The sequence below is a fragment of the Youngiibacter multivorans genome, assembly GCF_017873395.1.
GTDB lineage: Bacteria > Bacillota > Clostridia > Clostridiales > Clostridiaceae > Youngiibacter > Youngiibacter multivorans.
This window is the reverse complement of sequence record NZ_JAGGKC010000003.1, coordinates 13,079-39,225: the sequence shown is the minus strand read 5'-3', so window position 1 is coordinate 39,225 and position 26,147 is coordinate 13,079. Positions and strand designations below refer to the sequence as shown.

At 46.7% G+C, this 26,147-nt stretch carries 26 protein-coding genes; 1 reads left to right on the top strand and 25 read right to left on the bottom strand.

The features are described from left to right. Positions 1-19: 19 nt before the first annotated feature. From ppdK to prmA, 16 genes are all read right to left on the bottom strand, one after another. Positions 20-2,656 (bottom strand): pyruvate, phosphate dikinase, encoded by a 2,637-nt coding sequence (ppdK, locus tag J2Z34_RS02750; protein ID WP_209458329.1) that lies wholly within the window; start codon positions 2,654-2,656, stop codon positions 20-22. Between the two features lie 226 nt (positions 2,657-2,882). Next, positions 2,883-3,182: a hypothetical protein gene (locus J2Z34_RS02745; RefSeq protein WP_209458328.1), complete on the bottom strand. Its 300-nt coding sequence runs from the start codon at positions 3,180-3,182 to the stop codon at positions 2,883-2,885. 11 nt (positions 3,183-3,193) lie between these two features. Then, complete coding sequence (gene recO / locus J2Z34_RS02740; protein WP_209458327.1) at positions 3,194-3,838, bottom strand: DNA repair protein RecO; 645 nt, start codon at positions 3,836-3,838, stop codon at positions 3,194-3,196. Further along, positions 3,839-4,723, bottom strand: a complete 885-nt coding sequence (gene era, locus J2Z34_RS02735; protein ID WP_209458326.1) for a GTPase Era — start codon at positions 4,721-4,723, stop codon at positions 3,839-3,841. Beyond that, a complete protein-coding gene (locus tag J2Z34_RS02730; protein WP_209458325.1) occupies positions 4,716-5,138 on the bottom strand; it encodes a cytidine deaminase in 423 nt (140 codons plus the stop codon). The genes era and J2Z34_RS02730 overlap by 8 nt, the downstream gene beginning before the upstream one ends. An 11-nt stretch (positions 5,139-5,149) precedes the next feature. Beyond that, the gene (locus J2Z34_RS02725; protein ID WP_209458324.1) at positions 5,150-5,851 is read right to left on the bottom strand and encodes a diacylglycerol kinase; all 702 of its coding nucleotides are present in this window, start codon (positions 5,849-5,851) and stop codon (positions 5,150-5,152) included. A gap of 5 nt (positions 5,852-5,856) precedes the next feature. Next, a complete protein-coding gene (ybeY, locus tag J2Z34_RS02720; RefSeq protein WP_209458323.1) occupies positions 5,857-6,360 on the bottom strand; it encodes an rRNA maturation RNase YbeY in 504 nt (167 codons plus the stop codon). Next, on the bottom strand, positions 6,357-8,420 hold the full coding sequence (locus tag J2Z34_RS02715; protein WP_209458322.1) for an HD family phosphohydrolase: 2,064 nt from the start codon (positions 8,418-8,420) through the stop codon (positions 6,357-6,359). Before J2Z34_RS02715 ends, ybeY begins: the two co-directional genes overlap by 4 nt. Positions 8,421-8,484: 64 nt before the next feature. Further along, positions 8,485-9,465 carry an acrylyl-CoA reductase family protein gene (locus J2Z34_RS02710; protein ID WP_209458321.1) on the bottom strand — a complete coding sequence of 327 codons (981 nt, stop codon included), beginning with the start codon at positions 9,463-9,465 and terminating at the stop codon, positions 8,485-8,487. Between the two features lie 134 nt (positions 9,466-9,599). Further along, on the bottom strand, positions 9,600-11,528 hold the full coding sequence (locus tag J2Z34_RS02705; protein WP_209458320.1) for a flavocytochrome c: 1,929 nt from the start codon (positions 11,526-11,528) through the stop codon (positions 9,600-9,602). Between the two features lie 193 nt (positions 11,529-11,721). After that, positions 11,722-12,177, bottom strand: coding sequence for a GatB/YqeY domain-containing protein (locus J2Z34_RS02700; protein WP_209458319.1), 456 nt, complete (start codon positions 12,175-12,177; stop codon positions 11,722-11,724). A gap of 21 nt (positions 12,178-12,198) precedes the next feature. Next, positions 12,199-12,375 carry a 30S ribosomal protein S21 gene (rpsU, locus tag J2Z34_RS02695; RefSeq protein ID WP_003357777.1) on the bottom strand — a complete coding sequence of 59 codons (177 nt, stop codon included), beginning with the start codon at positions 12,373-12,375 and terminating at the stop codon, positions 12,199-12,201. Between the two features lie 116 nt (positions 12,376-12,491). Beyond that, positions 12,492-12,833, bottom strand: a complete 342-nt coding sequence (locus tag J2Z34_RS02690; RefSeq protein ID WP_209458318.1) for a histidine triad nucleotide-binding protein — start codon at positions 12,831-12,833, stop codon at positions 12,492-12,494. A 16-nt stretch (positions 12,834-12,849) separates the two neighbouring features. After that, complete coding sequence (gene mtaB / locus J2Z34_RS02685) at positions 12,850-14,148, bottom strand: tRNA (N(6)-L-threonylcarbamoyladenosine(37)-C(2))-methylthiotransferase MtaB (protein ID WP_209458317.1); 1,299 nt, start codon at positions 14,146-14,148, stop codon at positions 12,850-12,852. Further along, positions 14,149-14,883, bottom strand: a complete 735-nt coding sequence (locus tag J2Z34_RS02680; RefSeq protein ID WP_209458316.1) for an RsmE family RNA methyltransferase — start codon at positions 14,881-14,883, stop codon at positions 14,149-14,151. Then, positions 14,876-15,820 carry a 50S ribosomal protein L11 methyltransferase gene (gene prmA, locus J2Z34_RS02675; protein WP_209458315.1) on the bottom strand — a complete coding sequence of 315 codons (945 nt, stop codon included), beginning with the start codon at positions 15,818-15,820 and terminating at the stop codon, positions 14,876-14,878. Before prmA ends, J2Z34_RS02680 begins: the two co-directional genes overlap by 8 nt. Before the next feature lie 176 nt (positions 15,821-15,996). Here prmA and J2Z34_RS02670 point away from each other — a divergent pair, with 176 nt between their 5' ends. After that, on the top strand, positions 15,997-16,896 hold the full coding sequence (locus J2Z34_RS02670) for a hypothetical protein (RefSeq protein ID WP_209458314.1): 900 nt from the start codon (positions 15,997-15,999) through the stop codon (positions 16,894-16,896). Between the two features lie 97 nt (positions 16,897-16,993). Here J2Z34_RS02670 and dnaJ read toward each other — a convergent pair whose 3' ends face one another. The 9 genes from dnaJ to pgmB all read right to left on the bottom strand — a co-directional run bounded on the left by dnaJ (position 16,994) and on the right by pgmB (position 26,114). Then, positions 16,994-18,136, bottom strand: a complete 1,143-nt coding sequence (gene dnaJ / locus J2Z34_RS02665; RefSeq protein WP_209458313.1) for a molecular chaperone DnaJ — start codon at positions 18,134-18,136, stop codon at positions 16,994-16,996. Between the two features lie 84 nt (positions 18,137-18,220). Next, complete coding sequence (gene dnaK / locus J2Z34_RS02660) at positions 18,221-20,065, bottom strand: molecular chaperone DnaK (RefSeq protein WP_209458312.1); 1,845 nt, start codon at positions 20,063-20,065, stop codon at positions 18,221-18,223. A gap of 17 nt (positions 20,066-20,082) precedes the next feature. After that, positions 20,083-20,697, bottom strand: a complete 615-nt coding sequence (gene grpE / locus J2Z34_RS02655) for a nucleotide exchange factor GrpE (protein ID WP_209458311.1) — start codon at positions 20,695-20,697, stop codon at positions 20,083-20,085. Then, positions 20,690-21,745, bottom strand: coding sequence for a heat-inducible transcriptional repressor HrcA (gene hrcA / locus J2Z34_RS02650; protein ID WP_209458310.1), 1,056 nt, complete (start codon positions 21,743-21,745; stop codon positions 20,690-20,692). The genes grpE and hrcA overlap by 8 nt, the downstream gene beginning before the upstream one ends. A gap of 192 nt (positions 21,746-21,937) precedes the next feature. After that, positions 21,938-23,011, bottom strand: coding sequence for a DUF4236 domain-containing protein (locus tag J2Z34_RS02645; protein ID WP_209458309.1), 1,074 nt, complete (start codon positions 23,009-23,011; stop codon positions 21,938-21,940). 100 nt (positions 23,012-23,111) lie between these two features. Further along, positions 23,112-23,804: a FadR/GntR family transcriptional regulator gene (locus J2Z34_RS02640; protein WP_209458308.1), complete on the bottom strand. Its 693-nt coding sequence runs from the start codon at positions 23,802-23,804 to the stop codon at positions 23,112-23,114. A gap of 105 nt (positions 23,805-23,909) precedes the next feature. Further along, complete coding sequence (locus J2Z34_RS02635; RefSeq protein ID WP_342453074.1) at positions 23,910-24,707, bottom strand: ribonuclease H-like domain-containing protein; 798 nt, start codon at positions 24,705-24,707, stop codon at positions 23,910-23,912. An 18-nt stretch (positions 24,708-24,725) separates the two neighbouring features. Then, entirely contained in the window at positions 24,726-25,454 is a 729-nt protein-coding gene (locus tag J2Z34_RS02630; RefSeq protein WP_209458307.1) for an HAD-IB family hydrolase, read from the bottom strand. 15 nt (positions 25,455-25,469) lie between these two features. Beyond that, positions 25,470-26,114, bottom strand: coding sequence for a beta-phosphoglucomutase (gene pgmB / locus J2Z34_RS02625; RefSeq protein ID WP_209458306.1), 645 nt, complete (start codon positions 26,112-26,114; stop codon positions 25,470-25,472). Positions 26,115-26,147: the final 33 nt, after the last annotated feature.

The following is a 26,147-nucleotide window of genomic DNA, read 5'->3' as shown; positions in this document are numbered from 1 at the left end:
GTCTTTGCTCTTTGGCTTATTACTTCTTGTGTCTTGGGTTCCTTACTTCAGCCTGTGCAGCTGCAAGCCTTGCAACCGGCACTCTGTATGGTGAGCAGGATACATAGTCAAGTCCAACGTTATGGAAGAAGTTGACTGATGACGGGTCTCCGCCATGCTCTCCGCATACTCCGAGCTTAAGGTTCTCCTTGACGCTTCTTCCCTTCTCGCAAGCCATCTTGACAAGCTGGCCTACGCCTTCCTGGTCAAGCTTAGCAAACGGGTCGAAGTCATATACCTTCTTCTCATAGTAATGCTTCAGGAACGTTCCCGCATCATCCCTTGAGAATCCGAAGGTCATCTGGGTAAGGTCGTTTGTTCCGAAGGAGAAGAAGTCTGCTTCCTTCGCTATCTCGTCTGCAGTGACGGCAGCTCTTGGTATCTCGATCATAGTACCTACGAGATACTTGAGTTCTACGCCAGCTTCAGCGATTATCGCATCTGCAGTCTTTACAACTACATTCTTGACATACTTGAGCTCCTTGACATCTCCAACAAGTGGTATCATGATCTCAGGAACTATCTTCCAGCCCATTTCCTTGTTTACTTCGATAGCAGCTTCTATAACGGCCCTTGTCTGCATCTCAGCTATTTCAGGATATGAGACTGTAAGTCTGCAGCCTCTGTGACCCATCATAGGGTTGAACTCGTGAAGGTCTGCGATTACTCCCTTGAGCTCGTCAGCAGTCATTTCAAGTGCTACAGCAAGCTCTTCTATCTGCTCGTCTTCCTGTGGAAGGAACTCATGAAGCGGCGGATCCAGGAACCTAATTGTTACCGGGAATCCCTGCATTGCTTCGTATATTCCCTTGAAGTCGCTCTTCTGCATCGGAAGAAGCTTCTCCAAAGCCTTTCTTCTGTCAGCCTCGGTCCTTGCGACTATCATCTGTCTCATGATGAAAATCCTGTCCTCAGCGAAGAACATATGCTCTGTCCTTGTAAGGCCTATGCCTTCTGCACCGAACTTGATTGCAGTTGCTGCATCATGTGGTGTATCAGCATTAGTTCTTACTTTCAGTGTCCTTATTTCATCAGCCCATCCCATGAATGTTCCGAAGTGTCCGCTTATCTCAGGCTCAACTGTCTTAATCTGTCCTGAGTACACGGTTCCTGTGGATCCGTCAAGGGATATGTAATCCTGGTCGGTATAAACCTTGCCAGCTAGAGTAACGGTCCTTGCATCCTCGTCTACCTTGAGGGCTCCGGCTCCGGCTACGCAGCATGTTCCCATACCTCTTGCAACAACTGCTGCATGAGATGTCATTCCGCCTCTTACTGTAAGTATTCCTTCAGCTGCGATCATTCCTTCGATGTCCTCAGGTGATGTCTCGAGCCTTACAAGTACGACGGCCTCGCCTGCTGCAGCCCTTTCCTTGGCTTCAGCTGCTGTGAACGCTATCTTACCAGTTGCTGCTCCAGGTGATGCAGGAAGTCCTGTAGTCATCACTGGTGCGGCCTTCAGTCCCTCTGCATCGAATGCAGGGTGAAGGAGTGTATCAAGCTGCTTAGGGTCTATCATAAGCACTGCCTGCTTCTCTGTTACAAGACCTTCCTTGACCATGTCAACAGCTATCTTGAGAGCAGCCTGAGCAGTTCTCTTTCCGTTTCTTGTCTGAAGGAAGTACAGAGTTCCGTCCTCGATGGTGAACTCCATGTCCTGCATGTCCCTGTAGTGGGCTTCAAGCTTGTTTACTATATCGATGAACTGCTTGTATGTCTCAGGCATCTGAACTGCAAGATCTTCGATTGGCTGAGGTGTCCTGATACCAGCAACAACATCTTCGCCCTGTGCGTTCATGAGGTACTCTGCGAATACCTTCTTCTCGCCAGTTGCAGGATTTCTTGAGAATGCAACTCCAGTTCCCGAAGTCTCTCCCTTGTTTCCAAATACCATTGACTGCACGTTTACGGCAGTTCCCCAGCTTGAAGGTATGTCATTGAGCCTTCTGTAAACATTGGCTCTTGGGTTGTCCCAGCTTCTGAATACGGCTGTTACTGACTCTATAAGCTGCTCCTTGGGATCCTCAGGGAATTCCTCTCCAAGCTGCTCCTTGTAGTACTGCTTGAACTGAACGACCAGCTTCTTGAGGTCATCTGCTGTAAGCTCGGTGTCAAGATGAACACCCTTCTCTTCCTTCATTGCTTCAAGGATCTTGTCAAAGTTCTTCTTGCTGAGCTCTTTAACAACGTCAGCGAACATCATTATGAATCTTCTGTAGGAGTCGTATGCGAATCTCTCGTTTCCGGTCTCATTAGCAAGAACTTCAACTGTCTTGTCAGTAAGTCCGAGGTTGAGGATCGTATCCATCATTCCAGGCATTGAAGCCCTTGCTCCGGACCTTACAGATACAAGAAGCGGGTTCTTGTCGCCATTGAAGGTCTTTCCTGTTTCTTTCTCAAGGACGGCAAGCTTCTCATTGATCTCAGCGATTATCTCCTCTGCGATTACCTTTCCGTCGTCATAATATTTATTGCAGGCTTCCGTTGTGACAATGAAGCCCTTAGGTATTGGAATACCCAGGTTTGTCATTTCTGCAAGATTGGAGCCTTTTCCTCCGAGGAGGTTCTTCATCGATGCATCACCTTCATTAAAAAGGTAAACATACTTTTTTGACATTAGATTTCCCTCTCTTTCAAAATATATGATTTCAAATCCCTTTCCGGGATTCGATGGCTTTGATTCCCCACAGGGCACCAAAACCTAATATATTATAGCACAAGAAGCATGTGATTTACACTTTAAATGCATTCAGGATTTGGAATTAACGGCCAAATTGATATTAATTTTCCGTTAACTTAATGATGAAAAAGGATGCCCTAAAGCATCCTTTATGTCAGAAATCCTATTTCCTGTCAGTTACCGTTTTCCTCAAGCTGCTTATCGCCTGATCAGCCTTTTCTGCTGTCTTTGATGCAATCTCCCTGGCTTTCTCACTCAGATCAATTCTTCTTCCTGAAGGCAGATCGAGCTCCGCCTTTGAACCAGACACAAGAAACGCAGCAACTGAAGCAATAAGAAGCTTCGGCTTCTTCATGAGAAGCAGCCCGGCCACCGCGGCGACTTCAACCGGTATCTTCACCGGTTCTTTCCCCTTGAGTGTAATATCAAGGGTTCCGTTGCCTTTTTTCCTGTTTTCTTCCATTTTCCTACCTCCTACAGATATTTCAGCATCATAAGGCTCTTTGGCTGCCTCTGAAAGCTTGCTGAGATGATGAATGAAGTAAGCTCGCCGATTTCATCGACGACGTCCTTTGAAACGCTTAGAACGTGGATCTTCTGCAGATCCGTCCTCTGCAGGAATTCACAAGCTTTTCTTGCTCCCTGTGAAATCCTGACCTGTGACATGCCGTCATCGGCAGATACACCTGACGACCTTATGACCTTAAGCTCAAAGGCTCGTGCGACATACTCCGGTTCCAAAGCCTTCGATTCAAGGATGTACAGAGCTGTAATAAGGTCCCTGTAAAGCTCCCGGTCCGGCTCGCTGTCCATTGAGACAATATCGCAAAGCTCCAGAAAATAGGACCCGTAGGTCAAAAGCACCAGGTCCTCCTTCAACCCCTTGAAAGTGGTGATAACGGAACCTTCGTTGAGGGTGTGCATGGATTTACCCTTATATAGCATGAATTCGCCAAGGAGGAGAGGCATTGCGAGTGACTGCATCCTGCTCTTCTGGTTTCTTACACCTTTGCAGAGGACGGAAACCTTCCCCAATTCCTCCGTGAATATCCACATGAGCTTGTCCTTTTCCTTGAAATCCATTGTCTTCAGGACTATGCCCTTTACCTTTTCCTGCATCTAGTCCTTGTAACCCAGATCCTTCAGGATAGTTGAATTATCCCTCCAGTCTTTCCTTACTTTGACGAAGGTTTTGAGGTCGACCTTGCCTCCAAGGAATTTCTCGATATCCTCTCTTGCCCATTGACCTATCTTTTTAAGTGTCTGTCCTTCCTTGCCGATTATTATCCCCTTATGGCTGTCCTTTTCGCAGATGATATCAGCCTCTATGGTGAAATTTCCATTTTCCTTTTCCTTGAATGTCACGATCTCGACGGCTATGCCATGAGGTATCTCCTGGTTCAGGAGCTTCAGCGCCTTCTCCCTAATGGTTTCTGCGACGATGAACTTCTCCTGCACATCGGCAAGCATGTCCTCAGGATAATACATTGGCCCCTCCGGAATATACTTCTTCATGAGGTTTATGAGTTCCTCTGTATTCTTTCCCCTAAGCGCTGAAATCGGGAGTATCTCGGCAAAATCCATGAATGCTGAATAGTTCTTTAGTGTTTCAGCAACCTTGCCGGATGTGCTTTCATCGGTTTTGTTCACGAGAAGGAACACCGGTATGGAAACCCCCTTGAGGCTTTCAAGTATATGTGTGTCAGCTGTGCTTATCAAGCCTTCTGCAGTAGTCATGAATACGACTATATCAACCTGATTGAATGTGTCCTTGGCAGATGATACCATGTATTCCCCAAGCTTGTGCCTTGGCTTATGGATTCCAGGCGTATCTACGAATACTATCTGGCATTCCTTGTCTGTATATATTGCCTGAAGGTTTTTTCTGGTTGTCTGTGGCTTGTTTGACACTATAGATATCTTCTCACCCATGAGATGGTTGAGAAGAGTTGATTTACCGACATTGGGCCTTCCTACTATTGTTACGAATCCTGACTTAAACATCATGTTTCTCCTTTGCATCTGACAGCGCATCCTTTGTGAACGCGCCTGGAAGTATCTCTTCCAAGGTCTTTACCATATATTCATTCTCATTCTTGGCGATTATTACAGGAATATCGCTGTTTTCAGCGAATTCCACCATGACCTGCCTGCATATCCCGCACGGATATGTATAGGAGTTCAGGTCGCCTACCACGGCGATTGCCTTCAGTTTCTTCTTTCCCATTGCCACAGCTGTAAATATTGCCGTCCTTTCAGCGCAGTTCGTAGCCCCATACGAGGCATTCTCAACGTTGCAGCCTGAGACTATTTCACCATCCTCAGTGAGGACTGCTGCCCCCACCTTGAAATGGGAGTATGGCACATAAGCATTTTCCCTTGCTGACAGTGCAGCCTCTATAAGTTTCCCGTAATCCAAAACAAAACCTCCTAATAACCGAACAGCCTGAAAATGAGGATCGTGGCCAAAAATCCAAGCAGGCCACCGACAACGACTTCCTTTGTGCTGTGGACCTTGGAGTCCACCCTGGATTGCGCTACAATAAGTGCCAGAAGATACGAAAGTGTCATCACTATCGCGGATTCTGACAGATAGCTGACCATCGTGGCTATTGAAAAGGCTATGGCCGCATGTCCAGAAGGCATGCCTCCCTTGAGCGGGGTACCTTCACCGATTACCGCTTTCGTTAGTATAACAGCCAGCGAAACCAGTATGAACACAACAAGCACAAGATACGGACTGGAGTGCTTCACCAATTGGATGCCATTGTAGGTCATCGAAGTTATTTCATTCCAGAAAAGGAAATACCCTACAACCACAGCATTGATCGTAGTCAGGAGCACCGCCGCCGCTGCCGTGTTCTTGGCCACCTTGGCCAGCGGATGGTAGTGGTTCGTAGTCAGGTCAATGGTCGCTTCAACTGCTGTGTTGAACAGTTCCGCTGACATTACCATCGTTATCGTAAGGCACAGCACCAGGAGCTCAACCTTGGTTATCCTGGTGAAAAGCGCCATAACAAGGACCATGATAGATGTTACTACATGAATTTTCATGTTACGTTGTGTTCGGACGGCATATATCAGACCTTCAATCGCATAGTTGAAGCTGTCGAGCAGCCCCTTCATCTTCATATCAGTCACTCCCTGCTTATCTCAAGCTGACCTAGGATTTCTTCTTCACGTTCTCTCATCCTGGCCTTGTCTTCTTCCTCCATATGATCATATCCAAGCAGATGGAGCATCGAATGAACCACAAGATAGCAGAATTCCCTCTTGAGCGAATGTCCGAAATCAACCGCCTGCTCTGATGCCCTTTCCAAAGATACCACAATATCTCCCAGCATCAGTTCCTCACCGTTATAATATTGGGCAGGAAATCTCTTTCCTGAGTGCTCATCCTTGAAGACTGAGCCTTCCCCATATTCAATCATCGGGAAAGAAAGCACATCAGTCACCTCATCCTTATTCCTTGTGTCACTGTTGATTTCCCTGATTCCTTCGTTGTCGACAACCAGGATGTCCACCTCAAAGCTTCCTGTCACTCCCTCTTCCTTTGCCGCAAGCTCTATGGCGCTTACCGCAGCAGCCTTGATTTCATCTGAAAGCACCAGCTTTTCCTGTTCATCGCTGAAATTTATCATACCTGCACCTGCCTGTCCTGTAATTTTTTTCTCTTGTCTTCAGGATATTCTATCCTCTCATGATACATGGATGAAAGCGTCTTGAGGAAGCTGTTCCTTATGAGGCTGACCTCCCTGTATGTAAGGTCGCACTCATCAAGCTGCCCGTCATCCTGTTTGTCCTTAATGACCTTGTACACCATCGCCTGGACCTTTCCTTCAGTCGGCTCCTGAAGGCTCCTGACAGATGCTTCCACACTGTCCGCAAGCATCATTATACCAGCTTCCTTGGATTTAGGCTTGGGACCAGGATACCTGAAGTCATCCTCGCTTATCTCATCCGGCTTGTCAGAACTGTTTTTCTGTGTAAGGAAGAAGTATTTGACAAGTGTCGTGCCATGGTGCTGAGTTATCATTTCCCTAAGCTCCAGCGGCAGCTTGGCCTTTTCAGCCATCTCAAGGCCAACCTTTACATGGCTTGTTATTATGAGTGTCGAGAGGTTAGGCGTGATTTCATTGTGCGGATTGCCGCAGCCGATCTGGTTCTCCTTGAAGAACTTCGGCCTTGAAAGCTTTCCTATGTCGTGATAGTAGGCGCCGACCCTCAGAAGTATGGTATTTGCTCCGACGATCTCGCCTGCAGCTTCAGCAAGGTTTCCCACCATTATGCTGTGCTGGTATGTTCCCGGAGCCTCCATCTGAAGCCTCTTGAGCAGAGGATTATTTGGGTTTGAAAGCTCAAGGAGCTTGATTTCTGTCACGATATTGAAAAGATTCTCAAGTATCGGCAGAACACCTATGACAAGCACTCCTGAAACTATGCAGGCCGCTCCCGCTATAGCTCCGTTTATGATTATCTCCCTGGATGCACCTGAGACGATGAATCCCATCCCGCTTGATACGAGGAATGCCATGACTCCAACAAGACTTGAAGATTTGACAATGTCATTCCTCTCCTCGACTCTCTTGAGAAGTATGATGCTAAGAACCGAAGTAAGCATCATAAGAACCATTACCTGAGGGTCAAAGCCAGTCATCGTGCTTATAAGAATGCTGTTAAGGATCGACATTGTCTGCCCTATCCTCTTCTTTGTAAGTATCATGAGAAGCATGGGTGAAAACGTGTAGGGCAGCGCAAAGGGACTTATTATTATCATCGCCCTTGAAATTGCAGTTGAAAGGAGCAGTATGACAAATATCAGCAGTACTGACTTCCTGTTTGTCGCGAGGTCCCTGTAATACTTGTTGAGATAGAAAAGAATTATGCCATATATGGCTATGACTCCCATGCCCAACCCGAAGAAAGGAAGAAAATCAGCTCCGCCACTGGAAAGATATCCGAAATCATCAAGTAGCGCCAGCTGATATTCCCTGACGGGCTCCCCTTCCTTGACTATGGTCTGGTTTGCCTTTATGACCACCGGATTGACCTTACCCGCTGCATCCGTTTTTAGCTCCTCAGTCAGAGTTTCATCGAATATGTAGTTCGGTTTGATTAGAGGCAGCATTATCTTCCAAATTGCCGCTTCAACGGCATCAACCTCTGAGATCGCTTCCACAGAGGATTTGAGCCTCTCGGTAGCCTTGTCCAGCTCACTCTGGTCATCCTCTTCTATTACCGAAGAATATACCTCCGCAACCGTCTCATTGATGTCAGTCACCATGCTTCTAAGGATCTCGTTGCTCATGGAAAGCAGAGCCATATATTCTTCCACTGAAATACCTGGCCCTGATTTCGATGCAAGCGACTGTGCCCTCTCTTCATCTGTGGTAAATGAAGCTTTCTCAGAAATAACCGTATTGAAAAAGTCGCTTACAGCCTTCTGCATCGCACGTCTGACCTCTACGTCCTCACTGTACTGAGCCTGAATGCTGTCTCTGGCATCCTCAGTCAAAGCTTCCGTAGTCACCTTATCAATAGTATCATATGCAGCCTTGAAATCCACAGGTGAGATATCCCCCACTTTGAGCTCATATTTCTTGCTTACAAGCGTAGTGCTGAGAATTCCGAAGCTTATTGCGGCTGCTGCAAAAGCTGCAAGTATCATCCATATTATGTCTTTTCTATTCAAATCATTCATCGGAGCATCCTTTACTTTAGAATAATACCAATTTTACCATATATTGGCCGAATTGGCATTTCTGCTAAAACACAACTATGTCTCTGCCGCTTCCGGTCTGCCTGGTTGTGAGATTTTCCTTAAGTTCACCGAACGGAACCTTTCTTCTTACAAGGAGACTGAGTACATCCGATTTCCACTCACCAGCGAGCTTCTCCCAGATATGCTCCCTCTTTTCCTGACTTACGATCACTGAGTTGATTCCAGCCAGAACCACTCCTCTAAGTATAAATGGAAATACTGTCGATTCAAACTTGACTCCTGAAGCATTTCCGCTGATTGCAGCAATTCCGTCATTATCGATTTCACTGAGAATCGAGGCTACAGATGCCCCTCCGGTTGCATCAATGCATGCAGCCCATTTGATGGGAGATAGGGGCTTCTTTGGAGGCATAACCTCACTGAACGGGATTATTTCACTTGCTCCAAGCTTCTTGAGCCATGGAGCACTTTCCATATCTCTCACTGCTGCAGTCACGTTGTATCCAAGCCTCGCAAGGATAGCTATCGCATGGGATCCTACGCCACCTGTCGCCCCGGTAACAAGAATCCTGCCCTTTTCAGGCTTTATGCCTTTCTGAAGTATGGCATCAACGGACAATGCTGCAGTGAAGCCTGCAGTACCATATATCATGGCCTCTTCAAGAGTCATACCCGGATTCAGCTTCACCAGCATATCCCTTTTCACCTCAGCGTATTCCCTGAAGCCGCCATTGAAGTCCGTACCGAAGCCATAGCCTGTCACAACTACCGCATCCCCTTCCTCAAGCCCCTCAGCATTGCTCTCAGCGATGACACCGGCAAAATCGATCCCCGGAACCATCGGGAACGACCTTATCACCTTTGTCTCCGGATCTACCGCCAGCCTGTCCTTGTAATTGACCGACGAATAGTGGATGCGCACACGCACCTCTCCATCAGCCAGCTCCCTGAATTCCATATCCTTGTAGCCAAGCTCAAAGCCTGCCTCGTTCCTGTCCATAACCAGTGCCTTGTATTCAACCATTCTATCTACCTCCTGAATAAACATATATTCCATATTGAAACTATAACATAACGGGATAAGGATATTTTGAATAACCGGTTAATTTTATGGACATGGGAAAGGAGAGGTCACGTATGACCTCCCCTGAAGTTTTTCTATTTCATTGTTGCTGCGTTCTTTCCTGCTATCTTTCCGAATACGTTGATATCCGCAAGCGCATTTCCACCAAGTCTGTTGGTTCCATGCAGTCCTCCGGTTACTTCACCGGCTGCATAAAGACCCTTGATGACATTGCCGTTTGCATCTATAACCTGTGCATTGGCATTTATGCTTACTCCGCCCATTGTGTGGTGGACAGTCGGAACTCTCGCTCCTGCATAGAAAGGAGCTGTATCTAACTTCTTGTCGAACAGTGTCCTTCCAAACTCATCCTTTGCAGTGCCATCGACAGCCTTGTTGAAAGTCTCAACTGACTTGACGAAAGCAACCGGATCAACTCCTATCTGCTTTGCAAGGTCTTCAAGGGTATCGGCCTTGAAAGCCCTTCCTGCTTTAACAAGATCATCAATTGACTCGTTGAAGTTGTTCTTTGTATCGCCAGTCGGGTACGAGTTCTTGTCTACTATTACCCACATGTATGAATCAGTCTGCTCCATGAGAGCCTTTGTCATTACGTCTCTTCTTGCGCCTTCATCAACAAATCTTTCGCCTTCCTTGTTGACGAATATCCTGTTCTGCACACCCTGCTCAATGTTTCCGCTGAGGCTTCCAGTTACCGGGTCTCCCATTGGAAGAAGCTGGATGTATTCCATTCCTACAAGCTTGGCATTTACTGCTTCAGCCATGACGATACCGTCTCCGGTAGCACCAGTATGGTTCGTTGTCTTTACGGTTGTGAGGTCAGGCCACAAAACAGTGTTGTACTTGTTCCTCATTTCAACGTTAGCTCCGAATCCGCCTGTAGCAAGTACTACGCCCTTCGAAGCATTGAGTGTGACCTTGCCGTTCTTTCCTTCTGCAACTACTCCAACTACAGCACCGTCCTTGACGATGAATTCCTTGGCAGTAGTATCAAGTATAACCTCAATGTCAGCCTTGTTCTTCTCGAGGTAGTTTTCATAGGTCTCCATGAATCCGGTTCCAAGTGGCTTCACAGGCTTGTGAGCCCTGTTCCAGAGTCCACCGAGAACTGTGAAAACATAGTCCTTGAACTCCATGCCCAATGACTCGAGCCATTCTACTGCCGGATATGCATTGTCTGCAAATACGTCTATAAGCTCAGGCGTTCCCTTCTTATCTCCGCCAAGGTATGTCTGCAGCTTGTGAAGTGAAGGTGAATCGAAAAGTGTAGTCTTGCCTGATGCAAGGTACTCTGTCCATTCCTTCTTAAGCGTTTCCTGCCATGTCTTTACGAGTGCATCCTCGTATGTTCCTGCAATGATATTCTCCACTGTCTGCTTTTCAGGAGCTGTCATTGTAATTGCGCTCTGCCTTTTAGAGTCCGCTGCATTGTATGCGGATCCCGAAATCATGGTGTTTCCGCCGAGTCTCGACATCTTTTCAACCACGATTACCTTGGCGCCGTTCTGGTGTGCTGAAACTGCCGCAGCAAGTCCAGCTCCGCCACCGCCGATTATTATTACATCAGCCGTCTTAACTACATCGCCCTTAGTCTCGCCTGAAGCAATTTCCTTTGCCTTAAGCTTCTCTACATCCGCGCCTGCAGCCTTAAGCGCTGCTGTTATAGCTTCAAGAATTCCCTTGCTTGAATAGGTTGCTCCTGTTACAGCATCAACCTTGAGTGAGGTATTGGTCTTGACCATCTCAACGATCTCTTCAACCGCTTTGTCGCCAAGTCCTTCTGTCTCAGTATGTTCTACCTTGATATCTGTGATCGCGGTAGCAGTGACAGTCACCTTAACCTTTATCTTGCCGTGGAAACCGTCTGCTTCTCCATCATAGGTCCCCGCCTTGAAGGTTGCAGTTTCGGTTGGTGTGGTAGGTGCCTTTGTTCCGCAGGCTGCGAGTCCTGCGACCATGAGTCCTACAAGTGCCAGACTCAGGATCTTCCTGAACTTTTTCATATGATTCCCTCCATTTACATTTCAGTGAATTGATTCACCGAATCCGAATATTATTATAATACATTGTTACCTAATTATCAATAAAATTATAACAATCAGTTAAGAAATAGTTAATAATTATACAATTAAGTGGCAATTCCCCCAGAGTCAGGTCTTATATGAATAAATCCTGAACAAGCAAAAGACAGGGAAACTAGTTTCCCTGTCTGTTCAGATAATCTTTAACTATGCTGCTTACAAGCTTGCCATCGGCTTTTCCTGTTGTTGCAGGCTTTAGAGCCGCCATAAGCTTGCCCATGTCCTTTGTGCTGTTTGCCCCGATTTCCTTAGCTGTGTCTTCTACAAGTCTTATGATATCTTTTTCTTCCAACTGCTTCGGAAGGTAACCCAATATTGTTTCGATTTCGAAATTGTTCTTGTCAACAAGATCTTGCCTGTTGCCTTTTTCGAATTCGACGTTGGCATCCCTTCGCATCTTGACTTCCCTTGCAAGGATCTCAATTGCTTTCGCATCCTCTACCTTGATGTTGTCCGTTTTCTCCACATGGAGTATAGCGGCTTTAGCCATGGAAAGTATCTCAGCCTTCGGTTTGTCCTTGCTCTTCAAGGCCTGCTTCCAGTCTTCCTGAAGCTGCTCCTTAATGGTCACAAAATCACCTTCTTACAAGAACTATTTGAACTTTCTCTTTCTTGCAGCTTCTGATTTCTTCTTTTTCTTAACGCTTGGTTTCTCGTAGTGTTCTCTCTTTCTTACTTCGCTGAGGACACCCGCTCTCGCGCACTTCTTCTTGAATCTTCTGAGTGCGTTCTCGAGGCTCTCATTCTCTCCAACCTTGATCTCTGACATTCTTTATCCCTCCCTCCGCTAGTCGAAAATAAAAACTTCAGCTATTCGGGCAAAATAACACATACACTATTATAGTACAGTTTTGAAACTCAGTCAATCATTTTAACCCGGAGGTTTTAACCCGGAGGCCACGCCAAAGTTCTGCCCCCAAGCAAATGGAAATGCAGGTGGTCGACACTCTGCTGTCCATCCCTGCCAGTATTTATAACAACCCTGTAACCTGATTCCGCAATACCTTCCCTCTTTGCGAGGTCCCTTATTGCCACAAGTGCCTTAGAAGCAATGGATGCACTTTCCTCATCCAGCTCATTTATTCCGCTTACGTGAAGCTTAGGCACTACCAGAATATGGACAGGCGCCTGTGGTGCTATATCCCTGAATGCGTATAGATATTCATCCTCATAAACCTTGCTGCTTGGAATCTCCCCGCTTATTATCCTGCAAAACAGACAATCCATGTTATCAATCCTCTCATTAGTCTTCAAGTTTTCCGAATGCAGTGTCCTTAACCGAACCGGTGATGAGCACACTGCGTATATGACCCTCAAGGTCCTGTAGAGACTCCGTCCTTACCCGGATGTATTCCGGTGTGTAACCATAGTAAACTCCATCCTTGCCTTCTTCAAAAAGAACTGTTGCCTTCTTTCCGACAATTCCTGAAACATGTTGTTCTTCAAACATGTCCGATAGCTTGATCACAAGGTTGCTTCTTACATCCTTTATACCGGGCTCCACCTTACCGGTCATCCTGGCGGCAGGCGTTCCCTTCCGCTCGCTGTACTTGAACGTGTGTATCTTGTCGAGCCTGACCTTTTCAAGGAAATCCATGGTCTCTTTGAATTCCTCGTCAGTTTCCTGTGGGAAACCCACAATCACATCTGTTGTAATAGATACATCAGGCAGCCTGTCCCTTAGCTTCAGGACAACTCCCAGGTATTCCTCAGTAGTATATCTTCTGTTCATCCTTTTAAGTGTAGCATCAGAGCCTGATTGAAGTGACAAGTGGAAATGCGGACACAATTTCCTGAGGGACAATACCCTTTCCATGGCTTCACCCTTGAAGAACATGGGCTCAATTGAGCCTATCCTTACTCTTTCAATGCCCTCTATTACATCCAGTTCCTCAAGGAGGTCAATGAGGCCGTACCCTTCCTTGAAGTCCTGTCCGTATGATGCAATGTGGATCCCTGAAAGTATGATCTCCTTGAATCCCTCAGCGGCAAGAAGCCTTACCTCATCTATCACCTTTGCAGGATCCTTGCTGGAGACTCCGCCTCTTGCATAGGGTATTATGCAATATGAACAGAACCTGTTGCATCCGTCCTGGATCTTCATGAACGCCCTTGTCTTTCCTTCATAGCCTTTGATGCTCAGCTCCTCGAAACGGGCACCCATCATAATGTTTTCAGAAACATGGACCACCTGCTTCTTTTCAGCGATCGCCTTGTTCACATAGAACACTATCTCTGATTTGTTCCTTGAACCAAGGACCACATCGACACCTTCTATTGATGCTACTTCCTCCTTGTTCACCTGGGAATAGCAGCCTACTACAGCAACTACCGCATCAGGATTCTGACGCTTCGCCCGGTGGATATGCTGCCTGGATTTCTTGTCGCCCATATTTGTTACAGTGCAGGTATTTATAACATAAACATCCGCTTTGTCGGCAAAACCAACAACCTCGAAGCCGTCTCTTTCAAACAGCTCCATCATCGCCTCCGAATCATAGGTATTGACTCTGCACCCTAGAGTCTCTACAGCCACTCTCAATCAATCGCCTCCCATGTCTCCATATGCCATCTGCAGTATTGCAATTGCTGCCATTCCTGCAGTTTCAGTCCTTAATATCCTTTTCCCAAGTGTCACTGTCTTTGCTCCAAGTTCTTCAAGCAATCTGATTTCCTCAGCCTCGAAGCCGCCTTCAGGACCAATTACAACGGCGATGTCACTTGCTTCCTGTATCTCTTTTCGTAGCCTTCTTATTCCATAACCTTCAGCATTCTCGTATGGAACAACTATGATGTCATGCTTTCCCAAAGTATCCGCAATTTCAGCAAGTTCACGCGGTTCAGTGACTTCAGGTATGATCGTCCTCTTTGATTGCTTGGATGCTTCAAGTGCTATTCTCCTAAGCCTGTCGAGCTTCCTGTACTCTCCCTTGCTTGCCGACTCAACCCTTGCGGTAATGACTGGGACTATCCTTACAGCGCCAAGTTCAGTGGACTTCTGGACAATCAGGTCCATCTTGCCTGCCTTAGGCATACCCTGGTAGAGGGTAATCCTTACCGGGCTTTCATTTGTACCTTCGATTTCCCTGATTATGCTGATTACGGTGTGGTCTTTCAGGACATCTTTTACAGTCCCTTCAAAGTCATGTCCCATAAGGTCATTAACGGTCAACATCTCGCCTGGCTTTACTCTCAGGACTCTTGACAGATGCTTGTGGTCGTCGCCTCTCACGATTGCCTCGCCAGAAGCTATCTCACCTGTAAAGACCTTATGCATTGCTTTTCACTGCTGTAATTGCTACCCACTCGCCCTGTCTGTCCGTCTCGATTATGGTGAAGCCCGAAGACAAAAGCTTGTCAGCTACCAGCTTTTCCTTTTCCCTTATTATACCTGAAGATATGAACTTGCCGCCTGTCTTCAGCTTCAACCTGACATCATCAATAAGTACCACGACTATTTCAGCGATGATGTTCGCAACTATTACATCTGCCGTACCTTCAACCGTATCCATCAGGTTGCCAAGCCTTATACCTACATTGTCAAGCGCATTGAAGCCGACATTCTCTTTTGCAGAATCCACAGCAACAGGATCCAGGTCGACACCAATCACCTCTCCGGCTCCAAGAAGACTGGCTCCTATGGCAAGTATCCCGGATCCTGTCCCGATATCGAATACAGTATCACCCTTTGACATATGCCTTTCCAGGGCTTCAAGACACATTCTGGTGGTTTCATGCGTACCTGTGCCGAACGCCATTCCGGGATCCATGGATATGATTATCTCGTCTCCAGAAGCCTCATACTCCTCCCAGAGTGGTCTTACAACAAATCTCTCCCCGATCTTTGTTGGCTTATAGTACTTCTTCCAGTTGTTTGCCCAATCTTCCTCATTTACCTTCCTTGATGTGACCTCAAACTCACCGATTTCAAATCCGAAATCCCTGAGCCCTGATATCTTCCCTCTGATCTCTTCGCATATCCCTGTCGCATCGGCATCCTCGCTGAAGTATGCCTTTATGACAGCCTTGTCCTTAAATTCAAAAATGTTGATGTCGGCAAAGTCCCATGTAAGCGGGCCCTGGTCACGTCCCAGTATGTCCTTGGGGTCTTCAATTGCAAGGCCCTTGATATCCATTGTGTACAGGATGTTTTCAACCGCTTCGGCATCCTTTTCTTCAACTATGATTTTTATTTCACTCCATATTCCATTCATTTATCCCATCTCCATTCTGCTTTTGGCATACTAAATTATAGCAAATACAATGGCTTTATTCAAAAAAATACGACATGAGGAAAAATTCATCCTTCTGTGGATTGAAGACAAGAATTCATCTATAATGAAAACATATTCATATCCGGACTGATTTGTCCAAACTAAAGGAGCATCTGATGAAACTGACAACCAAGACTCTAACGAAACTTCGCCTCCTGCTGAAGTACACTGAAAGCGGGGCATCCATAATCGGACGGTCTGAAGGCTTCTGGTTCAGCATCTCACAGGCTGATGAAGGCAGACCGTTAACTGTAAGGACATCACTCTCAGGACTCGACGAAAGAAGGGAAGAGCTAAAGTCTTTGCTTGATTCAATAAAGGAGAGATACTACTTCAGGTCTTCTGAAATCAATGGTTCAGACCTGACTATCGAGCTATTCCAGAAACTGGGACCAGATAAGTCCTCAACTCTGACTGGTGAACTCATAGCTGAATTGACAAATGAATTCAATGCGCTCGGTCTCAGAAGCGCATGCGGATTTTGCGGCCTGGAGGGTTCGTTCAATGCTGTCAGGTCAGGTTCAGATGTTGCTGAAGCATGCCCTTCATGCATGTCTAAGCTTGAAACTGAAATGGGAGCAGCATCAAAAAACAGCCAGAATGGCAGCTATCTTAGAGGCGCATTTGGCGCTTCGATCGCTACAGTCATTACTGGCATTGCCTGGTCTATAGCAACTGCCATCGGTGCCTTCTCAGCACTGTTCGGTTTTGCCTTTGCTCTTGTTGCTAAAAAGGGTTACCTGCTTTTCAAGGGCAAGAAGGCTGCCCAGATGCCATTCATCATAGCAGGAGCAGCTTTTCTCGGACTTGTGGTTGCAATGATCGGAGACCTTTCGCTTGCAAACGTCTCTCCTGACGATATCTATACTCTTGAGGATGTTGCGAGCAACATGATGATTGGATTTGCATTTTCCCTGATCGGAACATACGCGACAATGTCAACAACGATAAGAGAGCTCGGCATGAGCTCAACTAAACTTGAGACTGTATATGGCGAAGAAGGTCCCCAGGACTGAAATCCCCTTTACTGGTCTGCATGCTGTAATAGACGAATATAAGGAAACTAAAAAGGAAGGCGCATCATTGCCTTCCTTTTTAGTTCGCTTTTTCACCCTAGAATATTCCGAACTTCTTCTTGTCCTTCTTATCCTGCTTAGGTGACCTGTCCACTGTTTCGCCTGAAGCTTCCTTATAAAGGAAGAGGGCTTCCTTCTGCTTTTCATTCAGCTTCTTCGGTATATCCACTATTACGTTGACATACTGGTCGCCTCTCGCATTATTTCTAGAATTGACGACAGGCACTCCCTTACCTCTAAGCCTGAACAGTGTCCCCGACTGTGTACCTTCAGGAACATCGTAGCTGACGTCCCCGTCCACTGTCGGTACCTTGATTTCCTTTCCAAGTGCAGCATCAGCAAAGCTTATGTGGGTATCCACATAAATGTCGTTTCCCTTTCTGATGAAGGTCTTGTGAGGCTTTACCCTGAGCACGATATGCAGGTCTCCTGCAGGTCCGCCCTTAGAGCCCTGATCACCCTGTCCCCTGAGAGGTATGACGTTATTTGTGTCAACACCTGCAGGAACGTTCACAGTGATCTTCCTTTTCTGCCTTACCTGGCCCTTTCCCTTGCATATGTCGCAAGGGTCCGATATGGTTTCACCAGATCCGTTGCATGTGGAACAGACTGTCTCCTGCACCATGTTGCCAAAAAGCGTCTGCCTCTGAACCCTTACAGTTCCTGATCCGTGGCAGGTCTTGCATGTCTCGGCCTTTGAACCCTTTTTAGCACCGCTTCCCGAGCAGTTATCACAAACCTCTGTCCTCATGACGCTGACTTCCTTCTCAGCACCAAAAACAGCCTCTTCGAAAGTCAGGTCCATTGCATATTCCAGGTCTGCTCCCCTTCTCGGACCGGTGCGCCTTCTCGACGCCCCGCCTGAAAAACCACCGCCACCGAAGAACGTCTCGAATATGTCCCCAAATCCACCGAAATCCGATGCATCGAAGCCGCCCGCTCCCTGACCGTATCCGTTGAAGTCCGTTGTGCCGAACTGGTCATACTGGGCTTTTTTCTGTGGGTCTGACAGCACCTGGTAGGCTTCGTTGATTTCCTTGAACTTCTCCTCAGCCTCTTTGTTTCCCGGATTCTTGTCCGGATGGTACTTTATGGCCAGCTTTCTGAAAGCCTTCTTTATCTCTTCCTCACTGGCACCCTTTTGAAGTCCCAGGACTTCATAATAGTCTCTTGTTGCCATTTCACACCACCTGTTTCCTTTTGAAGGGGCTTAACCCCAATTAGGGAAAGGATAACCTTTCCCTAACCATGCATCATCTTGGGTTTATTTGTCGTCCTCGACTGTAAAGTCAGCGTCTACAACATTGTCCTTGTCCGGTCCCGGCTGAGCGCCCTGGTCCTCATACTGACCCGCTTCCGGTCCAGCCTGCTGTGAGCTCTGTGAGTAGAGCTTTGAGGAGACCTTGTAGAACTCGTTTGTAAGGTCATCGGTAGCTTTCTTTATTTCATCGTCAGAGCCTGTGTCCTTGATCTTCTTGACTGCCTCAAGCTTCTCTTCGATCAGCTTCTTGTCAGCATCATCCATCTTGTCCTTCAGCTCATCCATTGTTGTTTCAGTCTGGTATACCACCTGCTCAGCATTGTTCCTGATTTCGATGGACTCCTTCTTCTTCTTGTCCTCTTCAGCGAACCTTTCGGCTTCCTTTACTGCAGCTTCTACTTCAGAATCAGTGAGGTTGGTTGAAGCGGTGATTGTTATGTTCGCTTCCTTACCGGTAGCCTTGTCGACTGCTGTTACCTTTACTATGCCGTTGGCATCGATGTCGAAGGTAACCTCGATCTGTGGTATTCCTCTTCTTGCCGGTGCTATACCTGAGAGAGTGAATCTTCCAAGGGTCTTGTTGTCAGCAGCCATCTGCCTCTCACCCTGTACTATGTGGACCTCGACAGAAGTCTGTCCGTCTGCAGCAGTGGTGAATATCTGGCTCTTCCTTGTAGGTATTGTAGTATTCCTCTCGATTATCTTCGTAGCCACTCCGCCATATGTCTCAAGTCCAAGTGTAAGCGGTGTTACATCAAGAAGCAGTATGTCCTTGACTTCACCAGTAAGTACTCCGGCCTGTATCGCTGCGCCAAGTGCGACAACTTCGTCAGGATTTACTCCCTTGAAAGGCTCCTTGCCTGTGAAATCCTTGACTGCATCGACTACTGCAGGAGTCCTTGTGGATCCGCCTACAAGAACTACCTTGTCGATGTCGTTCATTGTAAGTCCGGCGTCAGAAAGAGCTTTTCTCATTGGCTCTATTGTTGACTTTACCAGGTCAGCAGTAAGTTCATTGAACTTTGACCTTGAAAGTGTCATGTCTATGTGCTTTGGTCCTGTTGCATCTGCAGTGATGAACGGAAGGTTGATCATTGTCTGCATGGATGAAGAGAGCTCTATTTTAGCTTTCTCCGCAGCTTCCTTGAGTCTCTGGAGAGCCATTTTGTCCTTCTTAAGGTCGATTCCGGTGTCCTTTCTAAACTCATCTGCGATATGGTTTATGACCCTTTCATCAAAGTCATCTCCACCAAGCCTTGTGTTGCCGTTAGTCGATTTTACCTCGAACACTCCGTCTCCGAGCTCAAGGATTGAAACGTCGAATGTTCCGCCTCCAAGGTCGTAAACAAGTATCTTGTGGGCATCATCCAGCTTGTCTATTCCATATGCAAGTGAAGCGGCTGTAGGCTCGTTTATGATTCTCAGGACTTCAAGTCCTGCTATCTTTCCGGCATCCTTTGTCGCCTGTCTCTGTGAATCGTTGAAGTATGCAGGAACTGTAATTACAGCCTGTGTTACCTTCTCACCAAGGTATGCCTCTGCATCAGTCTTGAGCTTCTGAAGTATCATTGCAGAAATTTCCTGCGGAGTATAATCCTTGCCGTCTATTGTAACCTTGTGGTTTGTTCCCATTTCCCTCTTTATGGACGCAACTGTCCTGTCGGAATTGGTTATTGCCTGCCTTCTTGCTACCTGGCCAACCAGCCTTTCACCATTCTGCTGGAATGCCACAACTGACGGGGTGGTCCTAGCACCTTCAGCATTTGGGATTACTATAGCGTCTCCGCCTTCCATTACCGCTACACATGAGTTTGTCGTTCCAAGGTCTATTCCAATTACTTTTGCCATTTTATTTCTCCTCCTGATCAGTTGGCTACTTTTACCACACTGTACCTTATAATTTTTTCGTTTCTTCTATATCCCTTCATGAAAACATCAACTACCTGATTTGTACCTACTGACTCGTCCTGAACGTGCATCACAGCCTCGTGCATGGATGGGTCAAATCCTTCATCAGTCCTGATTTCTTCAACACCAAGCTTCTCGAGGGCATTCCTGAAAAGTCCCAGTGTCAGTTCGACACCCTTGTTGATCCCATTTTCACTTTCCTTTTCAAAATCCAGGGCTTTTTCAAGGCTGTCAAGCACCGGGAGAATTTCCTTAACAACATCGGCGACGCTGTCGGTGTAGATGCCTTCCTTTTCCTTCTGGGACCTTTTCCTGAAATTGTCATATTCGGCAGATATCCTCTGAAGCCTGTCTTTCAATGCATCAGACTCGTTTCTAAGCTTCTTGGCCTCGTCTTCGAGCTTTTTCCTGGCACCGAGCAAGTTCTTCAAATCAAATACCCTGCCTTCCTCTTCATCAGGCACGCCTTCGGCTGCCTCAGCCCTCACTTCAGACTCATCATCAGTAGTGTCGGCTGTTACGGTCTCGCCCTTTTCAAGTTCGAGATCCTTATCACCATTTCCTTCAACCATCAGTAATCAAATCCTCCTCGCTGAGCTTTTTGTTAAGCTCGCTTGTCACGTTGTTAATTATTGAGACCACCTTGGAATAATCCAGTCTGGTCGGTCCTATCAGATTCAGGGTACCCACATTTTTCCCGTTTATCCTGTAGTGGGCTGAAATGACGCTTACATCCTTTGCCTCCGGTATGTCGAGCTCCTCACCAATCTTGATTACAAGACCATCTGTTTCGCTGCCATCATCGGAATCCTTGAATATTGCGTCAGGATTGTCCAGAAGGCTGAGGAATTCCCTTACCTTGCCGACATCAGCAAATTCATGGTACTTGAGCATGTTGGAGGTGCCTTCAATGATGTAGTCATCCCCCATGTCGCTTTTCAGGCTCTCATATACCGCGCCAACCACCTCTGAGAACAGCTCGTCATGTCCCTGAAGTCCGTTCTTTATGGTGTTGAGCACCTCAAGGTTTATAGCCTCCATGGTCATGTCCCTTAGCTTCAGGGTCAGTAGATTCGATATCGCCATGAGCTCTTCAGGATTCGGTATTGACCTTAACCTGATGTGCTTGTTCTTCACAGAACCCGTATCGAGCATGATAACTGCAATTATGGCATTTTGGTCGATCTGGACCAGCTGCACTGTCTTGATATGGCACTTGTTAATGTTCGGCTTCTTGAGGACAACCGCAAGGTTCGTCAGCTCTGACAGCATCATCGAGGCCTGCTTCATTACCCTTTCTATTTCGTAGGCAGCCATTGTGATTATCCTGTTCTCTATGAATTTGATCTCATCGACTGAAAGGTTGTCCAAAGTCATAAGCTTGTCAACATAGAGCCTGTATCCCTTGGATGAAGGTATCCTGCCAGCTGATGAATGTGGCTGCTCCAGCAATCCCATGTCTTCCAGGTCAGCCATTTCATTCCTGATGGTCGCACTGCTTACACCAAGCTCATACTTCTTGGCCAGGGTCCTTGAGCCCACAGGATCACCTGTGGTCACATAGTCGACAACTATGGCTTTCAGTATTTCAAGTTTCCTTCTGTCAATTTCGTTTGGCATTTGTCATCACCTTTTTGTTAGCACTCTCATCTGTCGAGTGCTAAAGCCTACGATAATAAAATAACACCGCTTTCTTTTTTTGTAAATACTAAAATGGCACTTTTAAGTCATTTTAATCATCTTTTAACCTTTTGAGCCCATTCCAGGAAAGTAGCAAGCGCACCTCCATTATGGAAATGCGCCTCAGTAATCCTATACTGTTACTTTGCTTATCTTGCCGAATCCCTTTGTCTTGCCGAAGTCAACTTCGTGGTGGAAATTGACAAGAGCATCGAATGGATCAACATTCTCCAGGTCGATCCGGTCAAGCTCGGATCTCTCTATCTTAACTGAAAGAATGAGCTCTTGGTCCTTCTTGCCTGTATAAGGGTTCTTGTCTTCCTCTGTTATGTTGATATAGCAGTCCGCAATAGGGAAAAGGTTGAACAAGTCCCTTGATATCCTGAAGGCTATTCCGGATACGAATTGCGATGCTATAGACCAGTAGTCGGTCTTGGTATATTTCTTGATTGACAGCTTGCCTGTCGGTGTAAGCGTCTTGTATTCTTCGGGTATGAAATCGGTTATCGAAAGCACTGCGTCCACATTTATGGTATCAGCATCAGTGAAGCTCATGTCCAGAGATTTCAGGAAGCTTCCAAGCTCCTCGGAAATCTTGAGGCTTTCAAGCGCCATCATGAAACCTTCCGTGTCCTTCGACAGTACCTTGGATGCTATGACCTTGTTCATCTTCCATTGCTTTATCAGCTCCTGGTCAAGCACCTTCGCTTCCTCAACATTCTTTTCTAAAAGTGCGGTATCCCCGCCTCCACCGAAAAGCTTCTTCAGGAATCCAGGCTTGTTTTCATCAAGAAGTTTCTTTGCTGCCACTGTATTAGGGCCATCCTCACCTTCAGCGAAAGGTGGCTCCTCGTCAAGCACTTCATTCCAGTCTATTCCGGATGGGTAATCAGCTTCACGATGAAGGCCGGTAATCGCCGCAATGTCTTCAGTGAACTCAGTGATCTCCTGTTCAGGAGTCAGTCCGCTGTCTTCGGATACCTTCTTGAACAGCTGGTCCTTCTTCCCGATCAGCTTGCCTGGATTGAAGGTCTTGCTGTAGGAAAGCCCTGTACCAGGTACGCCGAATGTGGTGGTAGCCTTGCCGGTAGTGCTGATGCTCTGCCTGAAGCCCTTTCCTCCGAAGGAAATGCTCCCGCTTCCCTTTCCGACATTCACTCTGAATCCCTTTCCCAGATTTATGCTTTTTCTGAACCGAAATCCCATTGAATACACCTCACCTTGTTATCCTTATACTAATACTACCCCAATAAGCCTCCGTTTGATACACATGGCTGCAAATGAGATCCCATAAGTCTTTCTTAATCTAGTGCCTTATGTTCTTCGCGACAAAATCCAGATGCCTTTCCATTGCGTCAGCCGCTTTTGAAGAGTCATGGGACCTGAGAGCTACTGCTATGTCCTCATGCGTTTCTACGAGCTTCTCATCATTCTCAGGATTCACGAGAAGTTCTTCCCTGGTCTCCTTTATGAATGTGTCCATAAGCGATGATACAGCCCTGAGTATGCTTTCCATCAGCTTGTTTCCAGATGCCCTGGCGATAAGGTAATGGAAATCTGCATCAAGCCTCACACTTTCAGCCTCTGAAGGATTCTTTTTCATTTTTTTGATGATCCCCTCGAGTTCGCCTAGCTCAGTATCCGTGACCTTATCGGCCGCAAGAGCCGCCATCTGGACTTCAATGCTTTTCCTGAGCTCAATCAGTTCCAGGTTCCTTGAGTTCTGAAGAACAAACATGAGAGAAAGGGGTTCGATGAGGTTATCCTCGAAGCTTTCCCTGATGAAGTTGCCTCCACCCTGACGGCATTCCACCAGGCCGATTATTTGAAGAGCCCTTAGCGCTTCCCTGATCGATGTCCTGCTCACATTCAAAGTATCGACCAGGTCCCTCTCAGGAGGAAGCCTGTCGCCCTTCTTTAGCTCACCGCTTATTATCATGTCCTTTATCTGGTCAATGACTGTTTCATAGACCTTCTTGTTCTTCAAGCCTGATTCCATATGCTGCACCTCACATTAGTTACCTCTAAAGCCATTATACTCTTGCAATATGAAAGTCTCAATGAAACCAAAAAGCAAAACCTGCGATTTCTCGCAGGTTTTGCTTCAGCCCCCGGAGGGCACGATATGCTCGGTCTCAATCGACACATTTTCAATTTCAGAGTTCGCCATCAGGCTCTGCCGGTACTCTTCCTCAAGCCTTATTCTTTCAAGCTTTACAGCCTTCTCCTCGAGAAGTATGCCTTCCAGGTTTTCCACATCGCTCATGGATACTTCCTGCCATTGGTTCATGATCCTTGCCAGGTTCACCACATCCTGCTCATTGTATACGAGTATCCTTTCAACCTTGTCCGCAGGCATCCTGTGAATGTAGTCCCTGTCCTTCATTATCCTGGAGAACGTCTTTGCAAGGGTTGCACCTGACATGACTTCGCCTTCCCTTTCTATAGAGAAAAGCCTTTCAAGGTTCTTAAGCCCTATGTTCTTCTTGAACCTTCTCTCATATTCCTTCTGGATATCTACCTTCCTGAAGTGTTCGTCAAAGGTAAGGTCAATCGAATGCTTGTTGAACAGGTGGTTGATTACGGTAAAGTCATTGTTTCCTGAAAATGTCACAATATTGTCTCTTCCCTGCTCCTTCATCCTGAGAAAGTAGTCTTCTGCAAGATAAAGTATCTCTTCAGCATCACGTTTGTTCTCGATCATGTATTGTGTCGAATGTATCATCCCGCTCCAGCCATCGTATACTGCAGCTCCGAATACGCCTATGCATATGGGTTTCTTGTACAGGTAATGCTCCAGATCGAAGTAGATGCTCCTTTCCATGATGTCCTGTCCATCCACCATGAGGATCATTTCATTCTTGCCCTTCTCCATAGGAATGGTCTGCTCTTTCCTCAACAAATTATCACGCTTCTTCCACTATAAGAGTTTTAGTTCATCAAAGGAGATGCCGTAGATGACATCCTTCCTCTCCACTACTATCCTTGCCTTTTTCCTTACCTCTTCGCAATCTGTGACAAGGTGTATCAGTTCCCTTGTCGGATTGACGAGAATCGGATTTCCTACCAGCTCCAACATGGAAAAGTCTCCGGCAGTGTCACCATATGCCCAGCATTTTGAGAGGTCCAGCCCATAAAGCTCAGCCATGTGCTTCACAGCTACCTTCTTCGACCTTGAGTCCCACATCGGTATGACATCCCCGGTATAAAGGTCATTCTCGTCTATCTCATAGTTAGTGCCCATGTAGTCATCAAATCCGTAAAGCTCTGCCATATCCCTGACCAGCTCTACCGGACTTCCGGAAATTGTAATAAGCTTGTGGCCCTTCTCCCTATGCCACTTTATCCTTTCCCTGGTATAGACGTAAGCCCTTGCACCCTTCTCGGCCACAACTTTCCTCACGATGTGCTCGATATAGGCCTTGTGGTGACCCTTGATCGCCTGGGTATAGATCTCAGCCATCTTTCCAAGATAGGTGTCATATGTTCCGATTCTCCTGTCCCATTTGACGAATTCAGGCTTGACCTCGGAATACCACTTTTCCTCTTCGATTATCTCGCTTTTTATGAATTTCTTGAAAAGGTCAGCCATGAAGCCTTCCCTGTAAATGGTCCCGTCAATGTCAAAGAATGCGGCAATATCTCCCATAAGCTCCCCCCTATATCAAAAATCCAGTATCTTTTCATCGAGTCCGGCAAATGTCGTTATAACCCTGTCGGCTCCTTCCAGCTTTCCGGTCTTGGATACACCAATGACCTTCATTCGGGCGGTCTTAGCCGAATTAACCCCGGCTACTGCATCCTCGAACACAACGCACTCTGAAGGTTCCAGCTGAAGCTCTTTAGCCCCAACAAGATACACTTCAGGATCAGGCTTGGGTCTGCTTACCTTGTAGCCGTCTATTATCACGTCAAAAAACCTTGTGAGCCCTGTGCATTCAAGTATCAGGCTTGAATTGTCACTTGTAGAGCCTATTGCAGTCTTGTAACCCAGACTCTTCACTAGGTCGAGAAATTCCAGGACACCTTCAAAAACCGCACTCTCATCGATATCCATGATGTACTCAAGATACCAGGAGTTCTTCTTGTTGAGAGCCCTCAGCTTCTCCACCCCGCTCATGCTAATACCGGTCAGGTCAAGCAGTATGTCCAGGGCATCCTTCCTTGAAACACCCTTCAGCGGTTCGGCATATCCATCGTTCAAATCGATCCCATGTTCCTTCGCCAGTCTTTTCCATGCCATGAAATGATATTTGGCAGTATCGACAAGGACGCCATCCAGATCGAATATAAGTCCCTTAACACTCATTGTTCCAGGTCCCCCTCTACGGCAACAGCATAA

Bases quoted from the DNA above. Each gene is read 5' to 3' on its own strand.
- ppdK (WP_209458329.1), bottom strand. From the start codon at position 2,656: ATGTCAAAAAAGTATGTTTACCTTTTTAATGAAGGTGATGCATCGATG.
- J2Z34_RS02745 (WP_209458328.1), bottom strand. From the start codon at position 3,182: ATGGAAGAAAACAGGAAAAAAGGCAACGGAACCCTTGATATTACACTC.
- recO (WP_209458327.1), bottom strand. From the start codon at position 3,838: ATGCAGGAAAAGGTAAAGGGCATAGTCCTGAAGACAATGGATTTCAAG.
- era (WP_209458326.1), bottom strand. From the start codon at position 4,723: ATGTTTAAGTCAGGATTCGTAACAATAGTAGGAAGGCCCAATGTCGGT.
- J2Z34_RS02725 (WP_209458324.1), bottom strand. From the start codon at position 5,851: ATGAAGATGAAGGGGCTGCTCGACAGCTTCAACTATGCGATTGAAGGT.
- ybeY (WP_209458323.1), bottom strand. From the start codon at position 6,360: ATGATAAATTTCAGCGATGAACAGGAAAAGCTGGTGCTTTCAGATGAA.
- J2Z34_RS02715 (WP_209458322.1), bottom strand. From the start codon at position 8,420: ATGAATGATTTGAATAGAAAAGACATAATATGGATGATACTTGCAGCT.
- J2Z34_RS02710 (WP_209458321.1), bottom strand. From the start codon at position 9,465: ATGGTTGAATACAAGGCACTGGTTATGGACAGGAACGAGGCAGGCTTT.
- J2Z34_RS02705 (WP_209458320.1), bottom strand. From the start codon at position 11,528: ATGAAAAAGTTCAGGAAGATCCTGAGTCTGGCACTTGTAGGACTCATG.
- rpsU (WP_003357777.1), bottom strand. From the start codon at position 12,375: ATGTCAGAGATCAAGGTTGGAGAGAATGAGAGCCTCGAGAACGCACTC.
- J2Z34_RS02690 (WP_209458318.1), bottom strand. From the start codon at position 12,833: ATGGATTGTCTGTTTTGCAGGATAATAAGCGGGGAGATTCCAAGCAGC.
- J2Z34_RS02680 (WP_209458316.1), bottom strand. From the start codon at position 14,883: ATGCATAAGGTCTTTACAGGTGAGATAGCTTCTGGCGAGGCAATCGTG.
- prmA (WP_209458315.1), bottom strand. From the start codon at position 15,820: ATGAATGGAATATGGAGTGAAATAAAAATCATAGTTGAAGAAAAGGAT.
- J2Z34_RS02670 (WP_209458314.1), top strand. From the start codon at position 15,997: ATGAAACTGACAACCAAGACTCTAACGAAACTTCGCCTCCTGCTGAAG.
- dnaJ (WP_209458313.1), bottom strand. From the start codon at position 18,136: ATGGCAACAAGAGACTATTATGAAGTCCTGGGACTTCAAAAGGGTGCC.
- dnaK (WP_209458312.1), bottom strand. From the start codon at position 20,065: ATGGCAAAAGTAATTGGAATAGACCTTGGAACGACAAACTCATGTGTA.
- grpE (WP_209458311.1), bottom strand. From the start codon at position 20,697: ATGGTTGAAGGAAATGGTGATAAGGATCTCGAACTTGAAAAGGGCGAG.
- hrcA (WP_209458310.1), bottom strand. From the start codon at position 21,745: ATGCCAAACGAAATTGACAGAAGGAAACTTGAAATACTGAAAGCCATA.
- J2Z34_RS02645 (WP_209458309.1), bottom strand. From the start codon at position 23,011: ATGGGATTTCGGTTCAGAAAAAGCATAAATCTGGGAAAGGGATTCAGA.
- J2Z34_RS02640 (WP_209458308.1), bottom strand. From the start codon at position 23,804: ATGGAATCAGGCTTGAAGAACAAGAAGGTCTATGAAACAGTCATTGAC.
- J2Z34_RS02630 (WP_209458307.1), bottom strand. From the start codon at position 25,454: ATGGGAGATATTGCCGCATTCTTTGACATTGACGGGACCATTTACAGG.
- pgmB (WP_209458306.1), bottom strand. From the start codon at position 26,114: ATGAGTGTTAAGGGACTTATATTCGATCTGGATGGCGTCCTTGTCGAT.